The following is a 26215-nucleotide window of genomic DNA, read 5'->3' on the forward strand; positions in this document are numbered from 1 at the left end:
AGGAACAGTTCGCGCCGTGTTTTGCGTTTCTTGATAGTGTATTCGGCTTCGGCGAAGGTCAGTTGGCTCATGATTGAATCTGTGTATGTTGGAAATGGGGTAAATTATGCCAGACTGGAGCAGTTTTTCAGAGGTTCCCTAGAAGACAACAGTGTCAAACATACCTTACTGGTTGACAAAGAATTTCGTTGGGGTGATAGAATATCGACGCGCCATTTTACTAATTCACTGACGGTTTATACTAACCACGGCAACCCGTCAGATAGCACTACCCAAATGGGAGATCTGTCTATTAACGGAAATTTTACTGGAAAATTATATGCGCCTTACGCTAAAGTGGTTCTTGGAAATGGAAAAATATTTAAGGGCTGCCTCTTTGCAAAAAATATTGAGTTACACCAAGATTCCGAAATCACAGGAACTAATGTAGAAACTAAAAGGGTCTGTGAGTGTAGGATCATTGAACCTGTTAATAATGGAATTTAATAATTAAATGAGTATGTGTAATTCTCTACTCATATACAATACTTGAAATGAGAATATGGGTAGAGAATTATACCATTTGTTTGAGGTTTAAAATAATCCGATCAAAATACAATGAAATTTACTCTATTCCATAATTACGTATTAATTTTATATTAAGCTCATGTTTATCAATCACAGATAAACTTAATCTGATTATATTTTAAATATAGTTTGGTGAGCTTCGTGTCTTTATTTTATACAAAAATGGTTTTAATGAAACTTCAAAAAAAGAATACTGTTTAGTGCTGAGCTTTTTGTAATTTTTCACGGCGAGCTTTATTACAAATCTAAATGCCCACTGTATTTTTTGAATTAATCCTAGATTATATCATAAATAAGTAGAGATTTTTCACTCTAACCAGTCGAAGTTCAAATAAATCAATTTAGTTTTAGTGCCAGTTTATTTACTACGTTTATAGCATCTTTAATTTATAGCAATGACTATTTTTGATTAAACTTTTCTTATTTAAAATAAGGCATAAAAATTTAACATTTATGGATGTTTAAATTTGCATAAATTCTTTTCAAACATATTTTAATAGATTTGGAAATATTTACATTTTTTCCGATCCATTGTTACACATTCTATCTCAGAAATCTATTGAAAATTTCATGGCATCAACAAAAATGTATCGCACGTAAATTCAATACATGCTGATGATAGCACGAGTATCCGACCATACTTCATAAATTCGAATTATTCTACATAAAAATAATAGTTTGAATAGTGGCTGACAAGCAATATATTTTTCTATTTCATGAAAACTTACACTGAAATATTTTTTTATTTTTGCATTTCGAGACACTTCTTTACGAAAGTTCTTCTATAATTAATAGACAGTTTCTGATGTATATACATTTAAATTTGAGAATGAATAAAAATTTTTATGCAATAAAGTATGTGTCACTTTATTATTTTTGTTTACCTAAATGCTCCGGACAATATTTTTATGGATTGTATTATTTATTAACAGTTACTGATTTATTATGCCGTAATTTTTATCGCCTATGCACAGATCGATACTTCTTTTAATTGCGATCACAGCGCTAAATTTTTCACTTTTTTTTGTATAAAAGAATGAGAAAAAGGAATTCCCATTGTTCTGACTTAGAGGAGAGATTCTGTATTTATCTAATGAACTGTAAAAACTTACTGGTCGTTGTTAGATCCGTGTTTAGAAATTGACTTGGATAAGGATGAGTCCTCTCTTCATACCAAAATGGAATTGGATTTGGACGACAACTAGGTCATTTGACTTGTTAGATATTTTGGCTTCGCTCTCAAGAGATAATTGATTTTGGAAGACAGGCTAGCCATCTGATGTAGGAGAGAACCATGAAACTCGATGCTATTCTAGGGAATAGTGATGGCAGATATAATGTCAACTCTGCTCCGTCCATAGATTTCGTGGAATTGGTAAAACTGAGAGAGCAAATGCTGTATTTTGCCACCTTAGACTTAGTGGACTCAGACCTAGCTGAGGATGCAGTACAGGAGGCTTTTATGACCGTATTGGAGGCTACGCTTTTCTTTGATGACTATGTTGCCCTAAAGGCCCGGATATTTCCAATCCTAAAAAGTAAGATTACTAGCTTGCTAAACCAACGAGGCCATTATATCGCTTTCGATAGCCTACGAAGTGTTGATTTAGAGGATGACGAGATCAATGAGCCATTTGATCAGCAGGACCACTGGCAAATTGAGGTATGCCCACCAAGATGGCAAGATCCACAAACCGTTGCTAGCAATAGGGATTTTTGGACTGTCTTCGGGATCTGTCTTAATCGTCTACCTGAACGTCAGGCTATGGTATTTATGATGCGGGAATTTATTGAGCTAGAGAATTGGGAGATCTGCGCCGCGGCGGACATCACTTTGAACAACTTGAATGTTATTCTACATCGGGCCAAGTTGCGTTTACGTAAGTACCTAGAAAGCAAATGGTTTATTTAACGATAAAAAATAGAGGAATGGCAATTATATGAATCTTGCCTGAAGCTAACTAAATTAATTATTTTTAGAGCTGGCTACTCGAAGGTACCTAGTTCCAGGTCTTTATCGAGGGCAATACTTTACATCTCAGGCTGCCAAGTAAAACTCCTATTTTTTAAAACGGTCTCCGGCTTGGACATAGTTTCGAAAAATATACTCGCGGACGACCGTAAGCTTCCCCTATAAGTAGACAGTGTCAAACTTAGCGCATTCTGACAAACTATGGTCAGGAGGCCGGCATGAAGAAATCACAGTACTCGGACAACCAGATTGTCTCGATCCTCAAGGAGGCCGAGGCGGGGATGAAGGTGAAGGAGCTTACAGTATCAGCTCCCCCACCTACTATGCGTGGAAGACAAAATTCGGTGGTCTGGATGTGTCGCAACTAAAGCGTATCCGGAAGCTGGAGGCAGAAAATGCCAGGCTGAAGCGTATGTACGTCGACAAGGCCATGGAAGCGGAAGCCATGCGGGATCTGATCGAAAAAAAGCTCTGAAGCCGATCGAGAAGCGTGATGCCGTAGCGCACTTGGTTAAGGCGCACGGGCTATCCAAACGCAAAGCCGCCCGCTGTATTGGGCTATCGCGATCGGCCCTGTATCAGCCGTTGGTGGACTGGTATGAACGAGATCGGGACGTGATCGAGCCTCTGTTAAAGCTGGCGGAGCAATGTCCGGGGCTCGGTTTCTGGAAGCTGTTCGACCGGTTGCGGCGCCAAGGTTGTACCGCCAACCACAAACGCGTTGGGCGTATATACCGGGAATTTAAGCTCAATAGGCGTCGTCGCACCAAGAAGCGGCTACCGGTGAGGAAGCCTCAACTGTTGGTTGCACCCCAGCAGCCTAATCAGGTCTGGTCCGCCGACTTCATGAGTGATGCAGTTTATCGAGGCCCAAGATTCCGCACCTTCAACATCGTTGATGAGTTTAACCGAGAATGTCTGGCCATTGAAATTGATACGTCACTGCCCAGTGCGCGGCTAGTCAGAGTCTTCGAACAGCTCAAGGAAGAACGCGGGTTGCCGGACATGCTGAGAACAGACAACGGCCCGGAATTTCTTGGACAGGTATTTACCGACTGGTGTCGGGAGCATGGCATTCTCATCGATTACATCGAGCCGGGCAAACTGAACCAGAATGCATTCATCGAATGGTTCAATCGCAGCTACCGAACCGAGGTCTTAGATGCGCACCTGTTCGAAAACCTCCGCCAGGCAAGGGAGGTGACATGGAACTGGCAGCTGGAATACAACGAAGAGCGTGATCACGATTCGCTCGATGGGCTCACACCCGCCGAGTTTTACCAACGAGCAGAAAGCTCTAGTTTTGAGTTGTCCACTTGACAGGGAAGCTTACGATTTATGGTTGAGAGACCAATCAAATGGGGGCAGGCCGAGTTGCCAAACCATTAGTATGCTTAAGTTTCGCCAAGGCACTGAAGTGTTCATTACCTGTTTCTAAATACTACATTTCAAAAGTGGACATCGAATTGGGTTAATGCAGTTAAAGGAAAAATAGATGATTATGTTGAGGTATGAATCAATTACCAGTATATTATATGCATATACATAGGAATTACATATAGAAATATTTATTTCTTAGACTTTATTCATTTCCTCAAATAAAGGTTATTTCTAGCCCAAAAAGCAAGTTCTACTCACCTCGATTTTCTTCAATGGCTTAATTTATTAAATGCAAACCAGAAAATTTTTGTTTTGTGATCTATGTCTTGTTTTAGCTTTGCATGACTTTCTATTAATTAGTACTTTAAGGTTGTAAAAGTTATTAATAGAGAATAAGACATGTTTACTAAAAAAAGGCTTTCGATCACGATCGCTACAGCTGTTAATTTTGTTAATCCTTCACTGGTCGCACAAACCCTACAGCAGGAAAACGTGTCAATACCAGAGCAGACTACAGAGATAAAAGCTGGAGCTCTGGAAGAAGTCTACGTAACAGGCAGCCGTATCAAGCGAGGGAATATAGAGAGCGCCAGTCCGATTAATACAATCCGAGCGGATGATATCAAGTTGACCGGCAATATTAATCTGGGTGACTTTTTGAATGAATTGCCTGCTTTTCGATCAACTTTTTCTAATAGCAATTCTGGTCGTTTTATCGGCACTGTTGGCTTAAATTTACTGGACCTACGGGGTTTGGGAACGGCTCGTACCCTGGTATTACAGGATGGGCGTCGCCATATCAGCTCTGCTATCGGCACCTCGGCTGTGGATATCAATACCATTCCCGAAGATCTTTTGTTGAGGGTAGATACCGTCACGGGGGGGCAGTCCGCAGTCTATGGTGCCGACGCAGTAACCGGTGTAGTCAATTTTATCACTCGGGATGACTTCGAGGGAATGAAAGTAAATCTTCACCGGATGGAGCCGGAAAGAAGTGGTGGTGAGGCAACCGAGTTGAGTGTGACTTGGGGTTCCAACCTGTTCGAAGGGCGTGGTAACTTTGCAGTCAGTGCTCAGCGCTCGGAAACCAGTCAGGTTTTTGGTAGAGATCGGCCTTGGATTGTCGATGCTCCAGGCTATCAGCTAAACGTCGAAAACACGGGTCCCAACGATGGTATTCCCGATGAGCTATTGGTATTTAATACTACTAATAACCTATTAAGCGAAAATGGCGTTATCTGGGGTGAGGACCAGGTTTCCAGAGCGCTTGGGTTTCCCGCTGACTTTATTTCGCTATTAGGTCTTCCCGGTGGTCCCTACAGCTTTACTGATGATGGTCAGTTTATCACCTTTGATTCTGGTATGTTTCCGCCAGGCGATACGACTTCCATCGGCGGCGATGGACTGAATTTCGCCAGTTCCACCCAGCTCTATCCGGAATTGGAGTCTAACAATATCTTTGCCAAGGGGCACTTTGACCTGAGTAATGGTGTACGCTTATTTGCGGAAGCAAAGTACAGCCAGACAAAGGCGGAGAGTTTTGGTCAACCTACGTTCGATTTTTTTGGTGACTTGGAAATCTCCTCGGACAATGCTTATTTGCCTTCACAATTGAGTCGTTTGCTGAAAGATAATGGTTTGGATAGTTTTTCTTACAATCGTTTTCACAGTGATTTAGGACTACGTGGTGATTTAGCAGATCGCAAAATACAACGCTATGTCACGGGTATGAATGGTGAATTTACCAATAACTGGAGCTACGAGGTTTCCGCAGTATATGGTAAATATCAGGGACAAGTTGATTTCCTTAACAACCGCCACAATTCTAGGTTTTTCGATGCAGTAGATGCAGTTCTAGATCATGCAAGCGGTGAGATAGTCTGTCGCAGTACCTCAGCTCGTGCCAAGGGCTGCCAACCGATCAATTTGTTTGGTTACCAGCTCAATAATGAGGGCGTCACTAATTATTTTATGCTGCAAAATACTAGTTCCTATGAATCTATGACCCAAAAAACACTTTCGGCCAGTACAAATGGTGATCTGCTCCACTTGCCTGCTGGCGGCGTGTCGACAGCTTTTGGATTGGAGTATCGTAAAGAGACTTCTTCGGTTGATTATGATCAAGTTATCAAGGATGGAGAAACTTTTCTTAATGCACTTGCCGCTTCCAGAGGAGAATATGATGTCTCCGAGGTTTATATAGAGTTTTCTATTCCATTGTTGGCTGGACTCCCGGGAATAGATGACTTAACCCTTGACAGCTCCGCGCGATTATCCGACTACAGCACGGTAGGCAATACCACGACCTGGGGAGCCTCCTTGTATTGGATAATGGCACCGGATATACGATTGCGCGCTACCACATCAGAATCCGTGCGGGCGCCGAATATCAGTGAATTGTTCGACCCTTTGGGACAAAACTTTTTCCCAGTGGACGACCCTTGTAGTAGAGAGAACTTGGACAATGGCCAGGATCCCGCGCAGAGGACAACTAATTGTCGCGCTTTAGGTGTACCGGAAGGTTTTAATTCTGTAGTTGATGACTCCACCGTCACGGGTTTTAGCGGCGGAAATCCCAAGTTGCAGGAGGAAACTGCTAAAAGCTACACTTATGGCTTGGTTTTCAATCCACAGTTTGCGCCAGATTTGACGGTGACTGTGGACTATTGGGATATCGAAATTACCGACGCCATCTCTGCAGTTTCCGGACAAAACCTCCTCGATCGCTGTGTAGATAGTGCCAACATTGACAATGTATTTTGTCCGCTGGTACCACGGGATACCAGTGGTGAGCTTATTTCCATTACCTCAACGGCTTTGAATATTGCCCGACTGACTGCCAGGGGAGTTGACTATCAGGTAAATTATGACCTGGACTTCTCCAGCTTGCTAGGTAATACCACCAATGATTGGGGTACATTCAAATTCAGTCTTATCGGCACTAAATTACTGGAACGCAATGACTATCCGTTTGAGGATGATCCGAACGACCCAGATGAAATTGCTGGAGAATTGGGAGATCCAATTCACAATTTGACTACTAATCTCACCTATCGCCGTGGTGGCATGCTATTAAACTGGCGTAGCCGCTATCTTGATGATATGTCACTAATCGATTTGGGTGATCGAACAGATCTACAAAGCCCTTATAGAACCGGATCGGTTAATTATAACGATTTACAGGCTCGTTACAATTTTGGAAAATTAGAAATCTATTCTGGTATAAATAACCTAGAAAATGTCGCGCCTCCTGTAGGGCTGTCCGGCGTTGGTGGCGGTTCTGGTATATACACTACACTTGGTCGTAGTTTCTATCTGGGAGTTAATTATTCCCTTTAACGGATTAATACAATTCCTTGAGTAATTTTCTAGCTAGGTTTGCGGTACATATTCGTAAATATTACACTAGAATCGAGACGATAGTATGCTTGATATAACAGTTCCCACTGCCATTTTATGGACTGAGGATTGCTAGTGCTTTGTTGACGCTATTATGCACAAGAGAGAGGTAGAATTTAAAATACAAAATACTTGATAAACTAAAATTTTCTAGAAATTTGACGTTACTGAGTTTCCACTTTATTTATGTGAACATAATTTAAATTTAGAATATTTTATTAGGCTGTAATTAACTATCCAGTTTGTTATAGCTTTCCAACCGTGTGGAATGAGTAATTTTTCAGATTACGGAATTCAATACTCCGTATTAGAAATTCTTCTATGTCAATAATACTATGTTTATTAAAGAATCCTTGGTCAAAGGGTATTGATCTTATGGAGATCAGAGAATAGCACGGGAAAAACCATTAAGCCTAATGCAGGCAGAGAGTTGGAGTATTTATATCATGACAATTGATATACTTTTTAGAAAAAATTTACGTCAGATTATATCGATCCTCATAGCCATTTTTTTTACGAGTGTTTCCATTGCTTCTAATGCGACAGAAGCGATTAACAATCGCATTATCATCAAGTTCAAGGACACTCAAGCAATGGTATCAGCCGACAGTACGGTCAAGGCAACGGAGTTGACTGTATCACAAATGGCCGGCAATGACCTCAAATATTTACGTAGTTTAGCGATTGGAGCACAGCTATATCAGCTCTCCAGTGGGCAAGATGAGTCGGAAATTACGGCTACACTCGATCGTCTAAATCAGGACCCAAGTGTAGAGTACGCGGAAATGGATCGTAGGATGTATCACATGTCAATGCCCAATGACCCAAGATATAGTGAACAGTGGCATTATTTCGAGTCTATCGCTGGTATAAATCTGCATGCTGCCTGGGATGTCACTCAGGGCGAGGGCTCTGTTGTGGCGGTAATCGATACGGGCTTCACCGATCATTCGGACTTAACTAGCAACATGCTACTTGGATACGATATGATCTCTGATCCCGATACCGCTCAGGACGGTGACGGTCGTGATAATGATGCTCACGACAACGGTGATTGGCAACCGCCATTAACCTGCCCTACGGATCCAGCAAGCAGAAATAGCAGTTGGCATGGCACCCATGTGGCTGGGACTATCGCTGCGGTAACTAATAATGGCATTGGCGTGGCTGGGGTCGCCTACAAAGCCAAGATTTTACCAGTTCGAGTACTGGGCCGCTGCGGTGGTTCCGTCTCTGATATCGCCGATGCAATTATCTGGAGTGCTGGAGGGGCAGTCAATGGAGTGCCAGCCAACGACCACCCAGCTCAGGTACTGAATCTAAGTCTGGGCGGAGGGGGTGCTTGTGGCAGTACCTTTCAAGATGCTATCGACACGGCAAGGAGTCTTGGAGCTACGATCATAGTGGCTGCTGGCAATGATAACGAAGATGCGGCCGACTCCAGTCCGGCAAATTGCACAGGTGTTGTCACAGTTGCTGCAGTGGACCGTGAAGGGAATCGCGCAGTTTATTCTAACTATGGTAACTCGGTGGATGTGGCAGCTCCCGGTGGCGAAACTAATATAGCCGGGAATGGCGTACTGTCGACTTTAAATAGTGGGACACAGGAACCGGGAAATGAAAGCTACGCCTTCTATCAGGGTACGAGTATGGCTACGCCACATGTGGCCGGTATCGCAGCTCTGCTATATGCGGTTGATCCCGATATTACTCCTGACGAAGTAGAGTCAACCTTGGTTAACAATACGCGGCCCTTCCCTGGCAGTTGCAGCCTGTGCGGTTCTGGTATTGTAGACGCTTCAGCTGCGATAAATGCGGCCTCCGTTGGTGTTACTCCTAATGATAATTCACTGGAAAATGGTGTGGCGAGAGTCGACCTGTCTGCGAGTGTTGAGGAAGAGCTGCTATTTACTTTGGAGGTTCCTGCGAACGCCTCCAACCTCCAGTTTAGAACCACCGGCAGCAATGGGGATGCAGATCTATATGTAAAATTCGGTTCGAGTCCAACCACCCAGGATAATGACTGCAAGTCAACTTCATCTACGAGTAACGAAATTTGTTCCATTGCCAATACGCAAGCTGGGACTTACTATGTCGTAGTACGTGCTTACAGAAATTTTTCGGAGCTAAGATTGACAGGTAGTTTCGATATAGCCCCGTTGAACTCGGATGATGGCCTACTGGAAAATGGCGTGTCCAGGCCTAATCTGTCTGCCAATGCTGAGGAAGAACTGCTCTTCACTCTGGAAGTGCCCTCAAACGCCTCCAATCTTCGGTTTCAGACCACCGGCAACAACGGGGATGCTGATCTATACGTGAAGTTTGGTTCCAGTCCGACCATTCAGGATAGCGACTGCAAATCAGACTCTTCTACCAGTAACGAAATCTGCTCCATTTCCAATGTGCAGGCCGGGACCTATTACGTACTGGTTCACGCCTATAGTAGCTTTAATGGACTAAGCCTGACCGCCAGTTACTCGGAAAACTTCAGTGAAGGCGACCTTTACGGTAGCGAGGGTAGTTTTGTTAATTACACACTACAAATTGGCACCGGTAAGTCGTCTTTGGCTGTTCAGCTTAGTGGCGGTGCAGGTGATTCAGATCTTTACTTACGCCACGGGAATGCCCCCACATTATCAATTTCTGACTGCAATTCCCGCAATCCGAGGAACTACGAAGTTTGCACTATTGCCAATCCAGAATCAGGCACCTGGTATCTAGGCATTTATGGCTACAGCGATTATTCCGGAGTCGACCTGGATGTGCAGGTAAACCCTTGAGTATGCCAAATAGGTAAGGAGTATCCTGTTTTATCGCAACAGAGTGCGGGCTCATTGCCCGCCCCGATTTTCCTGTATCAGATAAATGAAAAAACTTCTAATTCACTTAGTTCCCATTTATCTATTGCTATGCAAAAATAGAAGATAGACCCCTTTGTATATTTTTTATAGGATTTATATCGCGATGCAAGGGTGAGCAGTAATAAGACACTTGGCTTGAAACCGCGTTTATAAAATTCCTGGTTATCTAAAAAGATAGCCGAAATCAATTCTGATCAAACCAATGACGAGTACGATTGGAAAAAGCTACTAGCGTAAGCATAACTGGCACCTCTACCAAAACGCCTACGACTGTCGCGAGTGCTGCGCCTGAATTAAGACCAAAAAGTGCGATGGCCACGGCCACAGCAAGTTCGAAGAAGTTGGAAGTCCCTATCATACAAGCGGGGGCCGCAATGTTGTGAGGAAGATTCATTAATTTAGCAGCCCCATAGCTAATTGCAAAAATTCCGTAAGTTTGAATCAATAGAGGAACGGCAATAAGAGCAATCACTACAGGCTGTGATAAAATAGCATCTGCTTGCAATCCGAAAAGCAGTATTAGAGTAGCAAGAAGACCAGTAACTGAAATAGGTTTGAGTCGATGAATAAAATGATGAAACCGCACATGGTTGTTTGGGCTATCCAACAAACTACGGGTAATAATTCCCCCAATCAGGGGGATTACAACGTAAAGCAAAACCGACAGGATCAATGTATTCCACGGAACTGCAATATCGGTAACGCCTAAAAGAAATCCTGCTATGGGTGCAAATGCAAAAATCAGTATGATATCGTTTATAGAAACCTGCACTAAAGTATAGTTCGCATCCCCCTCGGTTAGATGGCTCCAGACAAATACCATAGCAGTACAGGGAGCGACTCCTAATAAAATCATACCGGCGATATACTCTGTCGCAGTCTGGGGATCGACAAAGTCAGAGAAGATGACGCGAAAGAACAGCCATCCTAAAGCCGCCATACTAAAGGGTTTCACCAGCCAGTTAATGAATAGTGTCAAGAATAAGACTTTCGGCTTTTTGCCAATATCTTTAATCGAGAAAAAGTCAATCTGAATCATCATAGGGTAAATCATCACCCAGATGAGTACTGCGACTATGAGGTTAACATTGGCATATTCAATTGCGGCTATTGTCTGGAAAATTCCTGGAAAAATTGACCCGAGGACGACTCCCAATAATATACACAAAATAACCCATATTGACAGATATCGTTCGAATGGGCCCATTGACGCTTGTGACTGCCCGCTCACAATAACTCCCTTTCTATTTTTTCCTTGAGGGAGGTGAAGGTATTTTCAAAGGCAATATCGATCTCATTTGTTGTGCCTTCTACTTTGTCCGGGTCAGGCGTATTCCAATTCAGTTTTTCGTGTTTGCCGAAAAATATAGGGCAGGGCTTATTGTCAATTTGCTCACAAACGGAAATAACCACATCAAACTGCACGCCTCGAAGTTCATCCCAGGACTTGCTGTGCAGTAGTTCTGTACTAATCCCGTGACGTCTCAATATTTCTATAGACTTTGGGTGTACATTTTCGACAGGTTCACTGCCGGCGCTTCTGGCGAAATATTTTCCTGCAGCAAGGACGTTGAAAAGTGCTTCCGCTATAATCGAACGGCACGAGTTGCCTGTGCATAGAACGAGCACATTTTTCATAGATCGATATAGCTCATTGATTTTGATAAAGAATCACAGAAATATTACTGCGCCGTGAGTGCTTGATTACAGCAGGCCTTTGATTCCGAAGCGCTGGAAGCCGAGAAATATTGTATATCCTTCAAAGTTTGATAGGCTTCCCAGGGAATTCCAGCAGGGTCAATGACCCAGGACTTGTCTGAGCGAGCGTAGCAGCAGTTGGTTTCACCCTCATTAAACAAGGATATATCCGCTTCTTTTATCCTTTCCCGTACTGACTCCAGTTCGGACCCGTTGTCGACCTGTATTCCTAGATGATTTACCCCTTTTTTAACCCGGGTTGAAATTGCCAGGTTAATGGTAGGGTCGTCAAGCATCCACTTGGCATAATCAGGTTTAACTTTTACAGGTTTAGTGTTGAAAAGGGCACTATAGAATTTAATGCTCTTGCAAAGATTCTCTACGCCGATATGTATATGCAGACGTTTCATGGGCATACCTTTTACTTCGCTTGTGGTTCACAGCAATAGCCGGCCAGTTCAATAATTGAGCATCCTTTTCGCTTATCTTCGCGGATGCTGGCAACTTCAAGGTTGCAGCAGTCTTTGACTATAAATCCGATTAAGTCCCGGATTGCATCGTAATTTGCGGAATAAATCACTGACCGGCCTTCCTTGCGTGACGATATAAGGCCTGCAGTGGAAAGGTGATTTAAGTGGAAGGACATAGTGTTGTGCGGAGTGTTCAGCTTTTTGCTCAGTGCTCCTGCAGCCAGGCCTGCTGGACCAGCTTGCACAAGCAAACGGAATGCTCTGAGTCGTGTTTCCTGAGAGAGGGCGTCGAATATGAGAATGCTATTTTGTATGTCCATATGTCCAGACTAATAGACTAATTTTGTTATGTCAATATAAGTCGACATAATTTTCCTAAATATCTGTAAAGCGCGTTAGTAGGTCGAGTTTAGAGGCAACTTTTGGAAAATTTATGACCGGAAATTTTATTTGGTCATAAATTGTGAAGTCTGGTCTAAGGGTCGCCTTCAAGTGCACAATCTGGGAATGGAGTTTCTGTCGTTGGTAAAACTACCAGGGGTGAGTCCGTCATTTGAGGTAGGTTGCGCCCCCGGAGGGGCGTCTGATGCCAGTGGACCTTCAAGTATCGGAGTGCCAGGCGAAGAGCGCTGTCCACATCATGGACAGCCCGAATTGTATAAGGCCAGGAAATGATCCGTATCATCACTGTCCAGTGTTCCGTATGGATAGGCATAATCCGCTTGAGGATCTCCTGACTGATGCAAAGCCATATAGGCACTTACATCATAGAAGTTTAAAGCGCCATCGCTATTGAGGTCATACGGACAGGTCGAAACTGCCCGGACTATATTGGTATTGATGCCAGGGCTGATGCTTATGCGGGAAATGTTGTCGCTGAGCAGAAACAGATCACCATATTGCGCGGTCTTGTTTGCAGGATTTCCAGAACCAGCGCCAAGCACATCCCCAGCATGCAACAATTCATTTGTTGAACGATCATAGCGAAGAATCGCCACTTTGGATCCCTGCGAGTAGGCAACAACAGTATCCTTGAACAATGAAACACCCATACCGAGTTTGCTCCCAGAAAAGTCAGGCCGATTCCATATAGTTGTTTGCTCCCACTCCATTAACGCGGGGTCATACTCATACATTGCCAGCCCACCAATCTCATTGTGGCCAGGTAGCGTATATTTTTTAATACCAACTACTGCGACGCCATCAGATACAGAAATCGAGGTGCTTGCAGAATTTCCAGAACTGGCCCCATTTGGAAGATTCAGCCTCAGCCCCTGAGAGAAGTGATATTTTGCTGTAATTGAATCCCACTTATACACAAATATTCCCGGCTGACCCACCGTTATCAACCAGAGACCATCTACGGCAAAATCCCTTGCACGCTCCAGATCGAATCCGATACCAGTCCTTGAATCAATCGGAGGGATTCCCTCAAATCCAAGTGAGGGGAAAGGCGAGCAATCGCCCACACTGTCCACAGGATCACCATTGGGTGGGATGCCATAATTGGCTTCATGCGGAAGGAAGGGTAATTCAATTGTCTGCGAAAGTTCAAATTTCCCGGTTTGCGAGGAAATTTCATAGACTTCAATCGAGCTGCTAATATTTTCGCAATGGCCAGTTCCTATTGGCCCTCCCGGCGCCGGACGCGGATCAGAATATCCAGGGCGAAAATTTCTCAGGGAACTGACCAGCAGTCGATTTTCGTGGAAAAAAACATTGTGCCCATACCGCTCACCATTTACAGGTTGCCTGTCGTATATCACCTGATCTAAAGTCCAAGCATTTGAAGCCGATTTTGGGCGCGTGTATACAAAAACAGCCCCTGTCTCATCTTTGTCGCCATAGCCGACCAAATTGTCCTGTACAAACCCTGGGGTTTTACTTGTCACATCATTCACATGCGGATAGTAAGGGGATCCCACTACCATTGTGTTGCCATTGATTGCCACTGTCCAACCAAACTGGTCATCAGGTTCGACCAGAGAAACTCCAGATGTTCCCACTACCGAATCATTCAGTCGCGCTACCAAATTAAACTCCTGGCCAGTACCCGAAGTATTTTTTCGATAAATTAGCAACTCTCCAGGGATCAACGGATCCTGTCCAGTTGGTGCAGTGTTGTAGTCAATCTTGTTTGTTCGGCCAATCACAAAAGTATCCCCATCCGTTGCAAGACCCTTGGCGCCATCAAACTGTTGGTCTGTAAAGGTGGGGTCAAAAACAGCACGAATATCTGCTGCTCCATTAATCTCAAATTTAACCGGTATTACAGGTTGAGCATTCGCCTCAAAAATTACAATGCCAATTGCCATCAATAAGCAATAACCATAGGTCTTCATAGTGCCTCTCTAATGATTTTTTTATCAAACAGATAGTTTATTCAGTTCATGCGATTGATATGTCTAAATTATATTTTTTGATTAGTTGCATTTTCTGGTTTTATTGTGTAAATAAATATATTGCTTGTTGGTTTTTGAAACAAGTACAAATTATGGGTGAGGTGCTGAATGCACAACTACGCCCATATTTGATCTGAAAATTTAAAATGAGCTGTAGATTGTATAAATTTAGGCTAATAAATATAGACGTAATTTTGTGCTTTATTAAAAGTTTGATTTTTGTGACACTCTTGCTGCCTGTATGCAAAATTTATTTTATTACAAAAAAGTATAAGTAATCACTTGCGTTTTACCGGTAATATTCTGAAGGGCTGCCAGGGTCTTATTCTTATTTGGGGCTACTCTGTAGCCGTAGTGGAGCTGGCTCTATAGTTGATGTATAGGTCTGATCAATCTTCTTTAAAACCTGTAGTTGGGAAGGGTAGTTTGGTGCCGTGAGAATTATGCGTTCCAGATATGATTAATCTAAATCCAATTATTCCTAAATAGATTCCTTGATGTATAAATTCGGATATCTTTTCATAATCGATAATTGGAGGAATTTGGATCAGGATACCCGCTTTGTCTATGAGGATGCGGGCTCATAACTGAAAGTTTGCGCCGAACGATTAACGACCGAATTTTTGAATCGACTAGCCGATTACCAGCGAATAGGGAACAGCTATACATGATTGTGCACATTCTCCGTGTGCCTGCTATCATGCCTGCCAACCCTGGATTCAATCCACCAGCACTATGTCTCCTGAACCCCAGGAGCTAAAGGATTGTTGCTTGGGGCGGCGCAGAATAATCTCGCCGGATCCTACTGTTGAGCCCACAGCAGAATCTGAAACCAGGTTGCGGCCAATAAAGTCCCCGGAGCCCATAATTCCGACAGCGAGTTTACTGACACGTCCATTGATCAAAATATCCCCGGTGCCTTTGATCCGTGCTGCCAAAGACTCTCCCGCCAGGCTATCCAGGTGCAGATCACCGGTTCCCGTGATTGAGGCTTCTCCCGTTACCATCAGAACGGTGCCCAAAGTCAGATTGCCTGTACCACTGATCTTCGCTGACAGTGAGTCGGTGGCCACCTTTGCTACGGTTAGTTCGCCAGAACCTGTTACCCTGAGCGCGAGTTTACTACTTTCAATGGTATCGGCCAGGGCTTTCCCGGAGCCACTGACTTGAATTGCTGAAACTTCGGGCAATGTCACATTAAAATGGATTGCTTGTTCATCTGTAATGGCAGCCATGCGGGATGAGTGCCGGTGTTTGGTTTGCATTCCCAGTTCGAGGGTGTCGCCGCGCACCCGGGCTCTGATATCTTTTAATGCCGCGGCCGGGCCGACCGCAATTACCTCAAAGCTGTCCCCTTGAAAGAGGTTCAAATTGGAATTTCCTTTAAGATCTACCCGATCAAAACCTTCCAGAGGAAATGGCCTAATGGTCTCGTCTTCCGCCAAAGAAGTTGTACCCCATGTGTTCGCGATGAGCGTAAGCATCAGTGCGAAGGCGGTTTGCATAGGCTTTCGGGTCATCATCTTCATTTCGCTCCCATAATTGTTCTATTTTGTCTTATTGACGCTGCGAAACCCGCTTCTGGATGCATGGGATTAATAATTAACCAGCGTGGACCCGGTGCGTCTCTTGTGTTGCTTCCTCAGACAGAGATCACCCCTGTGCTTCGTTATAAGTTGTATCTATTATTGTCGAATGTCGCCTATTCAACCCACTTGGCATGGACTTTTATTATAAGTATCGGGAATAGCTGGGTCAGGGTGGTGTATTGCGACCCATAGATTCAAAAACTAGATAAACTGCCTAACCGTACTTTTATTTTTAAATGGCTGGGTGGCGGTCAACAACAGGAATTCTGCTTCTGGTGGTAACACGCTCGCGAACCGTCGGGCTCTGGAATATTCTACCGGGAAAGGCCCTGTGCTAATTTAAGTCCAGTTGTGTATGAGATGGAAAAGTTACTCCTTAATGGTCGCTTTTCCCTCTCCTCCAAGCCGAGTGGCAAAGTATCCGATCACCAGCCCAACGATGGCGCCTTCAACAATAAACCAAAAGGGCGAATGTAATAGCCCTTTATCACCAAATGCGGAGATCAGTGCGGCCTGCATGGTCTTAAAAGTAAACAGGGTCAAAACAAAATTCATCCAGGCGCCTATTAAAGGCGCCCGGAACCACCATGGAAGGGGTAGCCTTAATACAGGGTGATAGGTAACCACCCCAAAGACACCAATAATGGCACCTAGCGTGGTGTACCAAAATAAAATTCCCCAGCGCAGGAACCAGTCACTTTCTGGATAAAAATATGGCAAAAAGATAAAACCGGCGAGGCCAAACAAAAAGCCAATGATTTTCCCCACCGCTATGCGGATTATTAATGACGGCTTGTCAAGCATAAGCTGATTTCCCTTTAGCAGGTTATTGCAAAAGTCCTTCCGGCTTCCTCAACCCGGGTTCGCGGGGCATATCCCCTGCAAGCCCTCTATTGCAAATCAGGCAGTTACACGCTTGATTTACGACCCGAACATAGCTACTTGGGGTAGCGGCCGGTTGAAAGTTACTTTTTCAGCAGCCTGTCAATAAGCCAAAGTGTCTACCCCAGTGGATCTGTTTTTTGATGCTGGCGCCTAAAAATTCAAAATCTGGCGTTAAGTGCTGTGATCCGTCAGGGTAAATTATAGTCTGCACCCTTGCGCAGTAGCGGCTTAACCAGAGAACCGGGAGTAAATAACGGGCAACCACAGACGTCTATTGGGTTGAGATGGGAGTTTGCAGAGTAGCAGTTATTTCCTCTGCACGACACTGAGTGACTGTCTCGGCCAGATCCGTGGCGGGGTCCTCCAGAAACCTTGCGGCGGCATTTTCGGCACAATTGCTGGCGGAGATCACATCGTGAGCCAGGTGCGGAAACAGCAGCCACTGGTGGTTTGGCAGCTTGCGGCGGGCTTTGTCCGCGTCGTCCGCGGCCAAAACCGGGTCCAGGCCACCATGCATCAGCAGTGTGGGGACCGGTGTTTCAATGGCTTGCGACTCCGCCAGTGGTGCCGGGGGCAGGGCCCAGATACGACACTGTGTCTGCAGCAGCTCCAGGTCGTGACGGGCCGACCCGCCCAGGATACCGATATCCGCGGCATCGACGCGGGCCTGATCGAAATCGACAAAGGGGGCCTCTTCCACGCAAAAGTGGCTCACCCCGGCGGCGTCGCCAAAATAGGGATCGAAAATTATATCCAAAAAGGTGGTCACGACACCGGTGGCCTCTTCCGATTCCCCTTTTTCCAACCCTTCGATAACGGCTGGTAATTTGCCGTAAAAGCGTTCGTCGTAGAGGGCCTGAAACAATACCCGCAGCAGGCGCTGTCCGGAGAGTACGAAAGGGTAGTCACCACCGGTGTAGGGGCGCTTGACGGGAATGGTTATCGGCGTCTCGTCGAGCGTTTGTACCAGGGTCTCCAGCCGGCGGCGCAAATTCGGATAGCGTTCATTGCATTGTTTGTCCGCCCGGCAGAATTCCAACCCCCGGCCATAGGCATCCACCGAGTCCTGCGCGAGTTTTTGGGTGTAGTTGATGTCGGGAAATACAGTGCTATTCAGCACCATGGCCCGCACGGATGTGGGGTAGTCGCGGGCGACGGTGAGCGCGTAACGGGAAGCATAGGAGACGCCGTAGAGGTTCAGCTGCGGCTCGCCCAGCTGTTTGCGGAGCGCTTCCACGTCCCGTGCAACCACGGCACTGTTGTATTGGGCCAGGTCCGCCTCTGCGCTCAGGCGGTTGTAGCAATGCTCCATGCTGAAGGTGAACACCCGGGTCTCCTCTTCCGGGGTAAGGTTCCGTTGAAAAGCGGTATCCGCGTCGTTGATAAACTCGGTGCAGCTCAGGCGCGGGCGCGCCATGCCGGTGCCGCGGGGGTCTATGAGAATCAGGTCCCGGCCGCTGTCGACGGTCATTTCCGCATAGTTGGCCCACAGCCATTCGCTGGCATTTTCGGGTTCCAGTCCCAGGTTTGCCCCGGGGCCGCCGGCGCCCAGATGAAGCAGGGGCCGCTTGTCCGGGTCGCGTTTCCAGGCGAGAAAGCGGACTACTGGAAACTGGATTTTGCGACCGGCCGGTTTGGCATAGTTTTCCGGCACTTCCATCATAAAGCACTGGGTGACAGGCCAGTTGCTTTCAGTTTCGAACCAGCAGGCAGTGGGTTTTAGTCGGGTGGTATCCGCATTCGCCTTGTTACTCGACCGGGGTTCGCAAGCGGAAAGCAACAGGCCGCACAGCAGCAGGGGAGTGACGGTTAGGGTTTTGGATACGGCCATCGATTGGACTCCGAAAAGGAATTCTGGGCACTCAGTCTGAGCCAAAGCGCGCAATAGGGGCGGACAGGTTCCACTTCAATGCAGCCAGCCGGATCCCCAGAGTGACCAGCATGGATATTCCAACCACTACTCCACCGGGGATCTTGCCGTCGGCTTGCAGCAGTACCAGTACGGTACAGCCGCTCAGAGCCGCAGTAGCGTATATTTCCCTTCGCAGCAGCAGTGGGATGTCGCCCGCCAGTATGTCGCGGGTTACGCCGCCAAAAGTGCCGGTGACAACCCCAAGCACTATTGCGATCGCCGGCGAGTGGCCCATGGCCAGCACTTTTTGCGTGCCGATCACTACAAAAACCGCCAGTCCCATGGCGTCGGCGATCATCAGCAGGCGCATGGGAACCCGCAGGTATCGGATCAGATAAAAGCTGACGATACCGGTGCCGGCGGCGAGCCACAGGTAGTGACTGGCCTGGAGCCAGAACACCGGGACGTTGAGGATCAGGTCGCGGACGGTGCCGCCCCCGGTGGCGGTTACGCAGGCGAGCACCACTGCGCCAAACAAATCCATTTTTTTGTGGCCTGCAGCCAGCACGCCGGTAAATGCGAACACCACTATGCCGAACAGTTCACACCAGTACAGCAGTTGTTCCATTCTATGGGCTCACAGGGCGGCCATTGCCGCGGCGGAAATGGCCGCGGCAATGGTGGTTGGATGAATCAGAAGAAGGCCTGCAGTCCGGTTTGGGCCCGACCCAGAATCAGCGCGTGGACATCGTGGGTGCCTTCGTAGGTATTGACGGCCTCGAGGTTCATGACGTGGCGGATCACATGGAATTCATCCGCGACGCCGTTGCCGCCGTGCATGTCCCGGGACACCCGGGCTATATCCAGTGCCTTGCCGCAATTGTTGCGTTTTACCAGGGAAATCATGGTGGGGTCGAAGTTGGTATCTTCATCCATGAGGCGACCGACGCGCAGTGATCCCTGCAGGCCCAGGGCGATTTCTGTCTGCATATCGGCGAGCTTTTTCTGGAACAGTTGGGTCTGCGCCAGCGGTCGATTGAACTGTTTGCGGTCCAGACCGTATTGGCGCGCCGCGTGCCAGCAGTACTCCGCGGCTCCCATCGCACCCCAGGAGATTCCGTAGCGGGCCCGGTTCAGGCAGCCGAAGGGCCCGCGCAGGCCGCCGATGTTGGGGAACTTGTTTTCTTCCGGAACGAAGACACCGTCCATCACTATTTCACCGGTAATGGAGGCCCGCAAGGAGAATTTGCCCTCGATTTTCGGCGCGCTGAGTCCCTCCATGCCCTGTTCCAGCACAAAGCCGCGAATCACGTCTTCGTCGTCCTTGGCCCAGACCACGAACACATCGGCGATGGGGCTGTTGGTGATCCACATCTTGGAGCCGGACAGGCGATAGCCGCCATCCACTTTCTTCGCGCGGGTTTTCATACCGCCCGGATCTGAGCCGGCATCCGGCTCAGTGAGTCCAAAACAGCCGACCCATTCACCACTGGCCAGTTTTGGCAGATACTTTTCTTTTTGCGCCTCACTGCCATAGGCCGCAATGGGGTACATCACCAGGCTGGACTGAACGCTCATGGCAGAGCGGTAGCCGGAGTCCACTCGCTCCACTTCTCTGGCCACGAGTCCGTAGGAAACATAGTTGAGGCCGGCGCAGCCATAACCTTCGATGGTCGAGCCCAGCAGTCCCAGGCTGCCCATTTCCCGCATGATTTCGCGGTCGAACACTTCGTGGCGGTTGGCCTCGAGAATACGCGGCATCAGCTGCGACTGGCAGTATTCGCGGGCGGTATCGCGAACCATTCGCTCTTCGTCGCTCAGCTGGCGGTCCAGCAGCAGTATATCGTCCCAGTGGGAGAGGGGCTGGTGTTTGCTCATTACTTCTCTCGTCTCATTCGTTGCTTTGTCGGTTTGAAGCGGGCCGGCGTCGCTTGGTTCACGGGCGGGGAGGTGGAAAGCAGCCGCTGAGACCGCTGCGGCGAAGCTCCGTTGACCTCCCGATTGGCGTGACAGTCGACAGGCCGAGGGATTCAGTGTCGGGCGCATGATACCGGAGTCCCGCCCCCAAGGCACTCCCCCAGACTGGTGATAACGCGGTGCTGTGGGGCAATATCGCGCCTGCTCCCATCCTGGCAGCTCCGGCCGGAAACCAGAGCTGATGCCGTTCCGGAACAGGGGGGCTGTAGCTAAGCCGATGGTTTACTTGAGACAGGCCCTGGGGCAGGGAAGCAAAGATAGGGGTCAGTCGCGCCGCAGTTCGTCCCTGATAGCGATGGGGTTGGGGAAATTCAGCACCACTATGTAGGAGGACGCCAGAAAGGTCAGTATGGCAGTGGCCTGGATCAGGTGCGAGGCGGCGCTACCGATCAGGTTCTGGTTAGCAGCCAGAAAGGCGATCAGCAGGGAAAACTCACTGATCTGGCCGAGACGGAAGCCGATATCCCAGGCCAGCACCTTGTGTTCACTCTGATTGCCCAGCAGGAAGCGAAATACCACCGGTTTGAAAGCGAGCACCGCGGCCGCGGTGATAACAGCAGGCAGAGCTATCTCGGCCAGCATGGATAGTTGAAACTGCGCTCCCAGGCTGAAGAAAAACAGAATCAGGAAAAAGTCCCGCAATGGCTTCAAGCTCAGCGCGATATACTGCGAGATCCGGCTGGTGGCCAAGGTGATTCCCGCAATAAATGCGCCTATTTCCCGTGAAAGTCCACTCATTTCCGCCAGCTCCGCCAAACCCATGCACCAGCCCAGCGCCAGCAGAAATACGTATTCGTGAAAGCGGTCAAAGCGGGTCAACAGGGGCAGCAGCAGGAATTTCACCGTCACCCAGGCAAACAGGCTCAGCAGAGGTAGTGCGGCGAAGGACAGCGCCAGTTGTGGCAGGTCCAGTTGGTTGCTGTTGCCACTAAGAAGGATCATCAGGCAGACAATGGCGACGAAATCCTGGAACAGTAGCAGCCCCACCATCAGCTCCCCCAGATGCTTGTGGTGCAATACTGTGGTGGGCAGCAGTTTGATGCCGATGATGGTGCTGGAAAACATCATCGCCATACCGATTACCCAGGACTCTGTCCCGCTAAAGCCGAACAGCTGACCGATGGTGAACCCCAGTGCCAGGAAAACAGCGCAACTGGCAATACCTACAAAGGTGGCTTTGCGCATGACGGAGATGAGTGCCTGGGGCTGCATGTCCAGGCCGAGGAGAAACAGCAGGAAGATAATGCCGATATTCGACATCTCCGCCAGCAGCCGTACATTGTCGATGGTGGAGAGGCCCGAGGGGCCCAGCAGAACACCCAGTGCGATATAGGCTACCAGCAGCGGCTGGCGCCCATATAGCGCCAGCGAGGCCAGCACGGCGGCACCGCTAAAAATGAGGAAAAACGACTGGAAGAGAGAGGTTTCCGCCACCGGCTTTCCTTGTGTTAGCGCAGCCAGGGTTGATACCGCCGTGGCCACTCAGCGGCCTTAGGACGCAGCGCCGGCTCAGCCTCCGGCCACTGAAATCAACGGTCCAAGCTGTGCTGGCTGGGGAGCGCCACAGTGGGCTGAGCACTCTGGCTGGCCGCCATCACTCCGGTGCCGACGGGACAGAGAACTCTCAACCGGCGCCACCTCGGGTTTCATTATGCACCGCTGTGGCCCTGACGAAAACCGGGGCCACAACTGGTGGCGGCTCGGTACAGGTGAAGGGCCTGTTCAGAGATCAAACCAGCGCAGGTCTTCCGCCTGTGGCGACAGAATAGGTTTCTGGCAGATTTCCCCTTCCGGTTCCAGCATTGTCTCCCTCGCCTGTCGCAGAAATTTCTTTAAATCGGTTTCCACCTTTACCCCTTCGCTGGCGGCGGTGGCACTGCCGTCCAAACGCAATCGCAAAGTGGGTTCTGCCGGCTGGCCCTGGTAACGCCATACCCCGGCCACCACATCGTATTGGTAGTAGGGTAGCAACCGGTAGCCCAGCTCTGCAATCAGCTCCACGGCTTCAAGCAGATAATCGGCAGTTTCCTGATCCAGAAAATAGTTGAAGTTGAGCCTTACCCAGCCGGGCTTCAGCAAACTCTCCCCGGCACTCACCACTTTTTCCAGCGACTCACTCTGTTCCGGTGTCAGGTGCAACAGGTAGTGACCGTAGGGGCCGGCGCAGGAGCAGCCGCCGCGCACCTGTATGCCAAACAGGTCATTGAGCAGTGCGACCACAAAACCGTGATGGAGTGGCCGGCCATCCCTGAGGATATGCAGCGAGACAATGCCCACCCGGGGCATTTTCGTACCGCCGAGAATCTCGATGTTGGGGTTGTCCCGCCAGCGCCCGAAGGCGCGCTGCAGCCAGTGGCGCTCGCGGGCCTCAATTTCCTCGGCACCGACCATGTCCTTGAGTTCGAAAACCAGGCCGGCACGAATCGATTCCACTATGGCGGGCGTACCCGCCTCCTCGCGCCGCTCCCCGGCGGGCAGGTAGGTGTGCTTGTCGGGCCCCACCCAGGATACGGTACCGCCGCCGGTGACGGCGGGAAACTCCTGTGGCAGCAGGGATTTGCGTACCACCAGGATGCCCGGTGTACCCGGTCCTCCGACAAATTTGTGCGGGGAGAGGAAGAGGGCATCTTTGCGCGTGCTGTCGCCGTCCCCGGTCACGTCGATGGCGATATAGGGCCCGGCCGCGGCATAGTCCCAGAAGGATAGGGCTCCGTGTTCGCGCAGCAGTCGCGTCACCGCATCCACATCAGTGCGTATGCCGGTGACGTTGGACGCGGCGGAAAAGCTGCCCACCCGCAGTGGCCGCTCCCGATAGCGCTGCAGTGCCTCGCGCAGGGCGCCCAGGTCCACAGCGCCGTGCTCATCCTGGGGGATGGTAACCACGTCGGCGATGCTCTCCCGCCAGGGCAGGTCATTGGAATGGTGTTCGTAGGGCCCGATAAAGACCACCGGTCGCAGCTGCTCGGGGATCTGCGGGTTTTCCGCACCAAAGCGATCATAGTGCGCGGGCCGCATACCCAGGCTGTCCACCAGGCGGTTGACACCTGCAGTGGCGCCGGAGCCGCAGAAGATCACCGCGTATTCCTGGTCCGCATTGACGGATCGGCGCACCGAGGCGCGCGCCTGCTCGCGAAAGCCGTTGGTTCTGCGTCCGGTGGCGGAGGTTTCGGTGTGCGTGTTGGCGTACCAGGGTAGAACCTGTGTGCGGATGGTGTCTTCGATAAAGGAAAGACTCCGGCCCGAAGCGGTATAGTCGGCGTAAATCAGCGGCCTTACGCCAAAAGGCGTGGAGAGCGGCTGGCGTTCGCCGATAACATTGGAGCGGATACGTGCGAGAAGGGCTTCACAGTCGGCCATGACTACCTCGAATACTACGGCACGGATGTGACTCCGTGCCTTCGGATTTATCTTGTTTTGTGCGGGTGTGTAATCGAGCTGGCTCCACTCAGTCGCCGGGGGGAATAGGCAGCTCCGTTGTGCTTTTGATCTGCTCCAAGGCGAAGTTGGACACTATGTCACTGATGCCGACCTGGCGGATCAGCTCTTTGTAAAAGCGATCATAGGCGGCGATATCACTGACCACCACCCGCAGCAGATAGTCGTAATCACCGGCCATCCGGTGGCAATCCACCACCTCCGGCAGTTCCGCCATTCGCGCGGCAAACTGTTCCGCCCACTCCGGGGTATGTTCGCCGGTTTTTACCTGGGCGAACACAGATACCGACAGGCCCAGGATCTCTGCGTTCAGCAGCGCCACCTTGCGCCGAATAATGCCACTTTTTTCCAACTTCTGTACCCGGCGCCAGCAGGGCGTCTTGGTGAGACCTACCCGCTCGGCCAGCTCTTCGATGGAGAGGCTAACATCTGCCTGCAATATGGCAAGAAGTTGTCGATCAATCCGGTCTATTGAGGACATTGTTCTACAAAGCTCCCTAAACCGCGGGGCCATGTTTCCTGTAATGTCGAGTTTCACGCCTTCAGTGGCAAAATATACCCCGGTGAAGTCAAGGCTGGCGGGAGCGTCCGAGTTGTCGCGGACTCCCGGACTCTCTCTCCAGTCACCGTTGTAACGATAATCTCAGGGAAGCGCTATTGGTAGCCCGCATTTCCTTCCCGGCACAGGGGGTGCTGGCCGCAGCGTGGAGCCTGGAGCCGGAGCCGGTGCCGGTGCCGGTGGTCGCCGGCTCCGAGGCGGGGCTCAAGCGGCGTCTTTGGGCGGGAAACGCGGTTCGAATAGGCCGAGTTCCATGGCCTGCTGCACCCTGCTCATCAGGTCTATCTCGGTCAGCTCCTGCAACTGCTGCAGGCTGCCGAGGACGTAATAGATGGGTTGCACTATATCGATGCGGTAGGGTGTTCTGAGTGCGGTGAGGGCGTCAAAGGGAAAGCGTTCCGGTTCGTCGCTGAGCGCGTAGAGGGTCTCCTTGGGCGATGAAAGAATACCGCCGCCGTAGATCCTCAATCCATCGGATGTTTGAACCAGACCGAATTCCACCGTAAACCAGTACAGGCGGGCCAGATAGGCGCGTTCCTTGGGTGTGGCTTTGAGGCCCAGCTGTCCGTATTTTTGCGTGAAATTGGCGAAGGCGGGATTGGTGAGCATGGCGCAGTGGCCAAAAATCTCGTGGAAGATATCCGGCTCCTGCAGGTAGTCGAACTCTTCCGGCGAGCGGATAAAGGTCGCCACGGGAAATTTGCGCTCCGCCAGCAGGGAGAAAAACGTCTCGAAGCCGATCAGGGCCGGGACCCGCGCCACCTGCCAGCCGGTCTCCCGGTGCAGAACAGCGCTGATGTCGTCCAGTTGCGGAATGCGGTCGCGGGGCAGATCCAGCAGCTCCAGGCCGTGGATATATTCGTCGCAGGCGCGTCCGGAGACAACCTCCAGTTGGCGCTCGATCAGGCGCTGCCAGGTTTGATGCTCAAGCTCCGGGTAGGCGATAAAGCCATCGGCCGAGGGTTCCCGCGCTACATACTTACTGGCTTTCTTGCCGCCACTTTGCGGTTTCTTGTTCATTGAGCACTCTCCTCCTGTCCGGTGCAGGTTCTTTTATGTTGTTCTCACCTCCGTATTTTTAGGTCGTCCGTATTCAAAGGGGAGTTCAGTGGCGCTGCACTGGCCAGACAGGTGGTGCCGAAGTTAAACTTTTTGTAAACATATGTTTA

Annotated in this window: 18 protein-coding genes and 1 pseudogene; 5 read left to right on the forward strand and 14 right to left on the reverse strand. The window is 49.1% G+C overall.

The genetic code is table 11. From position 1 onward, the window contains the following. The 5 genes and pseudogenes from AB1S50_RS12215 to AB1S50_RS12235 form a co-directional block, all read left to right on the forward strand. On the forward strand, positions 1–486 hold a 486-nt coding region (locus tag AB1S50_RS12215), incomplete at its 5' end, for an FHA domain-containing protein (protein WP_367151021.1). A gap of 1375 nt (positions 487–1861) precedes the next feature. After that, positions 1862–2479, forward strand: coding sequence for a sigma-70 family RNA polymerase sigma factor (locus AB1S50_RS12220; RefSeq protein WP_367151022.1), 618 nt, complete (start codon positions 1862–1864; stop codon positions 2477–2479). Between the two features lie 278 nt (positions 2480–2757). Then, positions 2758–3859, forward strand: a pseudogene (locus AB1S50_RS12225) (IS3 family transposase). 459 nt (positions 3860–4318) lie between these two features. Continuing rightward, positions 4319–7258: a TonB-dependent receptor plug domain-containing protein gene (locus AB1S50_RS12230; RefSeq protein WP_367151023.1), complete on the forward strand. Its 2940-nt coding sequence runs from the start codon at positions 4319–4321 to the stop codon at positions 7256–7258. 506 nt (positions 7259–7764) lie between these two features. Beyond that, a complete protein-coding gene (locus tag AB1S50_RS12235) occupies positions 7765–10098 on the forward strand; it encodes a S8 family peptidase (RefSeq protein ID WP_367151024.1) in 2334 nt (777 codons plus the stop codon). Between the two features lie 265 nt (positions 10099–10363). Here AB1S50_RS12235 and arsB read toward each other — a convergent pair whose 3' ends face one another. From arsB to phhA, 14 genes are all read right to left on the reverse strand, one after another. Continuing rightward, positions 10364–11386, reverse strand: a complete 1023-nt coding sequence (gene arsB, locus AB1S50_RS12240) for an ACR3 family arsenite efflux transporter (RefSeq protein ID WP_367151052.1) — start codon at positions 11384–11386, stop codon at positions 10364–10366. A gap of 20 nt (positions 11387–11406) precedes the next feature. After that, a complete protein-coding gene (locus AB1S50_RS12245) occupies positions 11407–11817 on the reverse strand; it encodes an arsenate reductase ArsC (protein ID WP_367151025.1) in 411 nt (136 codons plus the stop codon). 44 nt (positions 11818–11861) lie between these two features. Continuing rightward, entirely contained in the window at positions 11862–12287 is a 426-nt protein-coding gene (locus AB1S50_RS12250; RefSeq protein WP_367151026.1) for an ArsI/CadI family heavy metal resistance metalloenzyme, read from the reverse strand. Positions 12288–12298: 11 nt separating this feature from the next. Further along, complete coding sequence (locus AB1S50_RS12255; protein WP_367151027.1) at positions 12299–12667, reverse strand: ArsR/SmtB family transcription factor; 369 nt, start codon at positions 12665–12667, stop codon at positions 12299–12301. Between the two features lie 318 nt (positions 12668–12985). Next, positions 12986–14689 (reverse strand): GC-type dockerin domain-anchored protein, encoded by a 1704-nt coding sequence (locus AB1S50_RS12260; RefSeq protein ID WP_367151028.1) that lies wholly within the window; start codon positions 14687–14689, stop codon positions 12986–12988. Positions 14690–15468: 779 nt separating this feature from the next. Continuing rightward, the gene (locus AB1S50_RS12265; protein WP_367151029.1) at positions 15469–16278 is read right to left on the reverse strand and encodes a GIN domain-containing protein; all 810 of its coding nucleotides are present in this window, start codon (positions 16276–16278) and stop codon (positions 15469–15471) included. A gap of 429 nt (positions 16279–16707) precedes the next feature. Beyond that, positions 16708–17142 carry a hypothetical protein gene (locus tag AB1S50_RS12270; protein ID WP_367151030.1) on the reverse strand — a complete coding sequence of 145 codons (435 nt, stop codon included), beginning with the start codon at positions 17140–17142 and terminating at the stop codon, positions 16708–16710. A gap of 352 nt (positions 17143–17494) precedes the next feature. Next, complete coding sequence (locus AB1S50_RS12275) at positions 17495–19054, reverse strand: alpha/beta fold hydrolase (RefSeq protein ID WP_367151031.1); 1560 nt, start codon at positions 19052–19054, stop codon at positions 17495–17497. 31 nt (positions 19055–19085) lie between these two features. Next, a complete protein-coding gene (locus AB1S50_RS12280; protein WP_367151032.1) occupies positions 19086–19703 on the reverse strand; it encodes a trimeric intracellular cation channel family protein in 618 nt (205 codons plus the stop codon). A gap of 65 nt (positions 19704–19768) precedes the next feature. Next, positions 19769–20953 (reverse strand): acyl-CoA dehydrogenase, encoded by a 1185-nt coding sequence (locus tag AB1S50_RS12285; RefSeq protein ID WP_367151033.1) that lies wholly within the window; start codon positions 20951–20953, stop codon positions 19769–19771. Positions 20954–21316: 363 nt separating this feature from the next. Beyond that, positions 21317–22486, reverse strand: a complete 1170-nt coding sequence (locus tag AB1S50_RS12290; protein ID WP_367151034.1) for a cation:proton antiporter domain-containing protein — start codon at positions 22484–22486, stop codon at positions 21317–21319. A gap of 288 nt (positions 22487–22774) precedes the next feature. Next, entirely contained in the window at positions 22775–24409 is a 1635-nt protein-coding gene (locus AB1S50_RS12295) for an aminotransferase class V-fold PLP-dependent enzyme (protein WP_367151035.1), read from the reverse strand. An 88-nt stretch (positions 24410–24497) separates the two neighbouring features. Beyond that, positions 24498–24968: an Lrp/AsnC family transcriptional regulator gene (locus AB1S50_RS12300; protein ID WP_367151036.1), complete on the reverse strand. Its 471-nt coding sequence runs from the start codon at positions 24966–24968 to the stop codon at positions 24498–24500. Between the two features lie 282 nt (positions 24969–25250). Further along, complete coding sequence (phhA, locus tag AB1S50_RS12305) at positions 25251–26066, reverse strand: phenylalanine 4-monooxygenase (RefSeq protein WP_367151037.1); 816 nt, start codon at positions 26064–26066, stop codon at positions 25251–25253. Positions 26067–26215: the final 149 nt, after the last annotated feature.

It is taken from the genome of Microbulbifer discodermiae (genome assembly GCF_040742695.1).
In the GTDB taxonomy this organism is placed as follows: Bacteria; Pseudomonadota; Gammaproteobacteria; order Pseudomonadales; family Cellvibrionaceae; genus Microbulbifer.

What these genes read in the sequence shown, in the direction of transcription:
- AB1S50_RS12220 (WP_367151022.1), top strand. Translation starts at nt 1,862, where the DNA reads ATGAAACTCGATGCTATTCTAGGGAATAGTGATGGCAGATATAATGTC.
- AB1S50_RS12230 (WP_367151023.1), top strand. Translation starts at nt 4,319, where the DNA reads ATGTTTACTAAAAAAAGGCTTTCGATCACGATCGCTACAGCTGTTAAT.
- AB1S50_RS12235 (WP_367151024.1), top strand. Translation starts at nt 7,765, where the DNA reads ATGACAATTGATATACTTTTTAGAAAAAATTTACGTCAGATTATATCG.
- arsB (WP_367151052.1), bottom strand. Translation starts at nt 11,386, where the DNA reads ATGGGCCCATTCGAACGATATCTGTCAATATGGGTTATTTTGTGTATA.
- AB1S50_RS12245 (WP_367151025.1), bottom strand. Translation starts at nt 11,817, where the DNA reads ATGAAAAATGTGCTCGTTCTATGCACAGGCAACTCGTGCCGTTCGATT.
- AB1S50_RS12250 (WP_367151026.1), bottom strand. Translation starts at nt 12,287, where the DNA reads ATGAAACGTCTGCATATACATATCGGCGTAGAGAATCTTTGCAAGAGC.
- AB1S50_RS12255 (WP_367151027.1), bottom strand. Translation starts at nt 12,667, where the DNA reads ATGGACATACAAAATAGCATTCTCATATTCGACGCCCTCTCTCAGGAA.
- AB1S50_RS12260 (WP_367151028.1), bottom strand. Translation starts at nt 14,689, where the DNA reads ATGAAGACCTATGGTTATTGCTTATTGATGGCAATTGGCATTGTAATT.
- AB1S50_RS12265 (WP_367151029.1), bottom strand. Translation starts at nt 16,278, where the DNA reads ATGAAGATGATGACCCGAAAGCCTATGCAAACCGCCTTCGCACTGATG.
- AB1S50_RS12270 (WP_367151030.1), bottom strand. Translation starts at nt 17,142, where the DNA reads ATGCTTGACAAGCCGTCATTAATAATCCGCATAGCGGTGGGGAAAATC.
- AB1S50_RS12275 (WP_367151031.1), bottom strand. Translation starts at nt 19,054, where the DNA reads ATGGCCGTATCCAAAACCCTAACCGTCACTCCCCTGCTGCTGTGCGGC.
- AB1S50_RS12280 (WP_367151032.1), bottom strand. Translation starts at nt 19,703, where the DNA reads ATGGAACAACTGCTGTACTGGTGTGAACTGTTCGGCATAGTGGTGTTC.
- AB1S50_RS12285 (WP_367151033.1), bottom strand. Translation starts at nt 20,953, where the DNA reads ATGAGCAAACACCAGCCCCTCTCCCACTGGGACGATATACTGCTGCTG.
- AB1S50_RS12295 (WP_367151035.1), bottom strand. Translation starts at nt 24,409, where the DNA reads ATGGCCGACTGTGAAGCCCTTCTCGCACGTATCCGCTCCAATGTTATC.
- AB1S50_RS12300 (WP_367151036.1), bottom strand. Translation starts at nt 24,968, where the DNA reads ATGTCCTCAATAGACCGGATTGATCGACAACTTCTTGCCATATTGCAG.
- phhA (WP_367151037.1), bottom strand. Translation starts at nt 26,066, where the DNA reads ATGAACAAGAAACCGCAAAGTGGCGGCAAGAAAGCCAGTAAGTATGTA.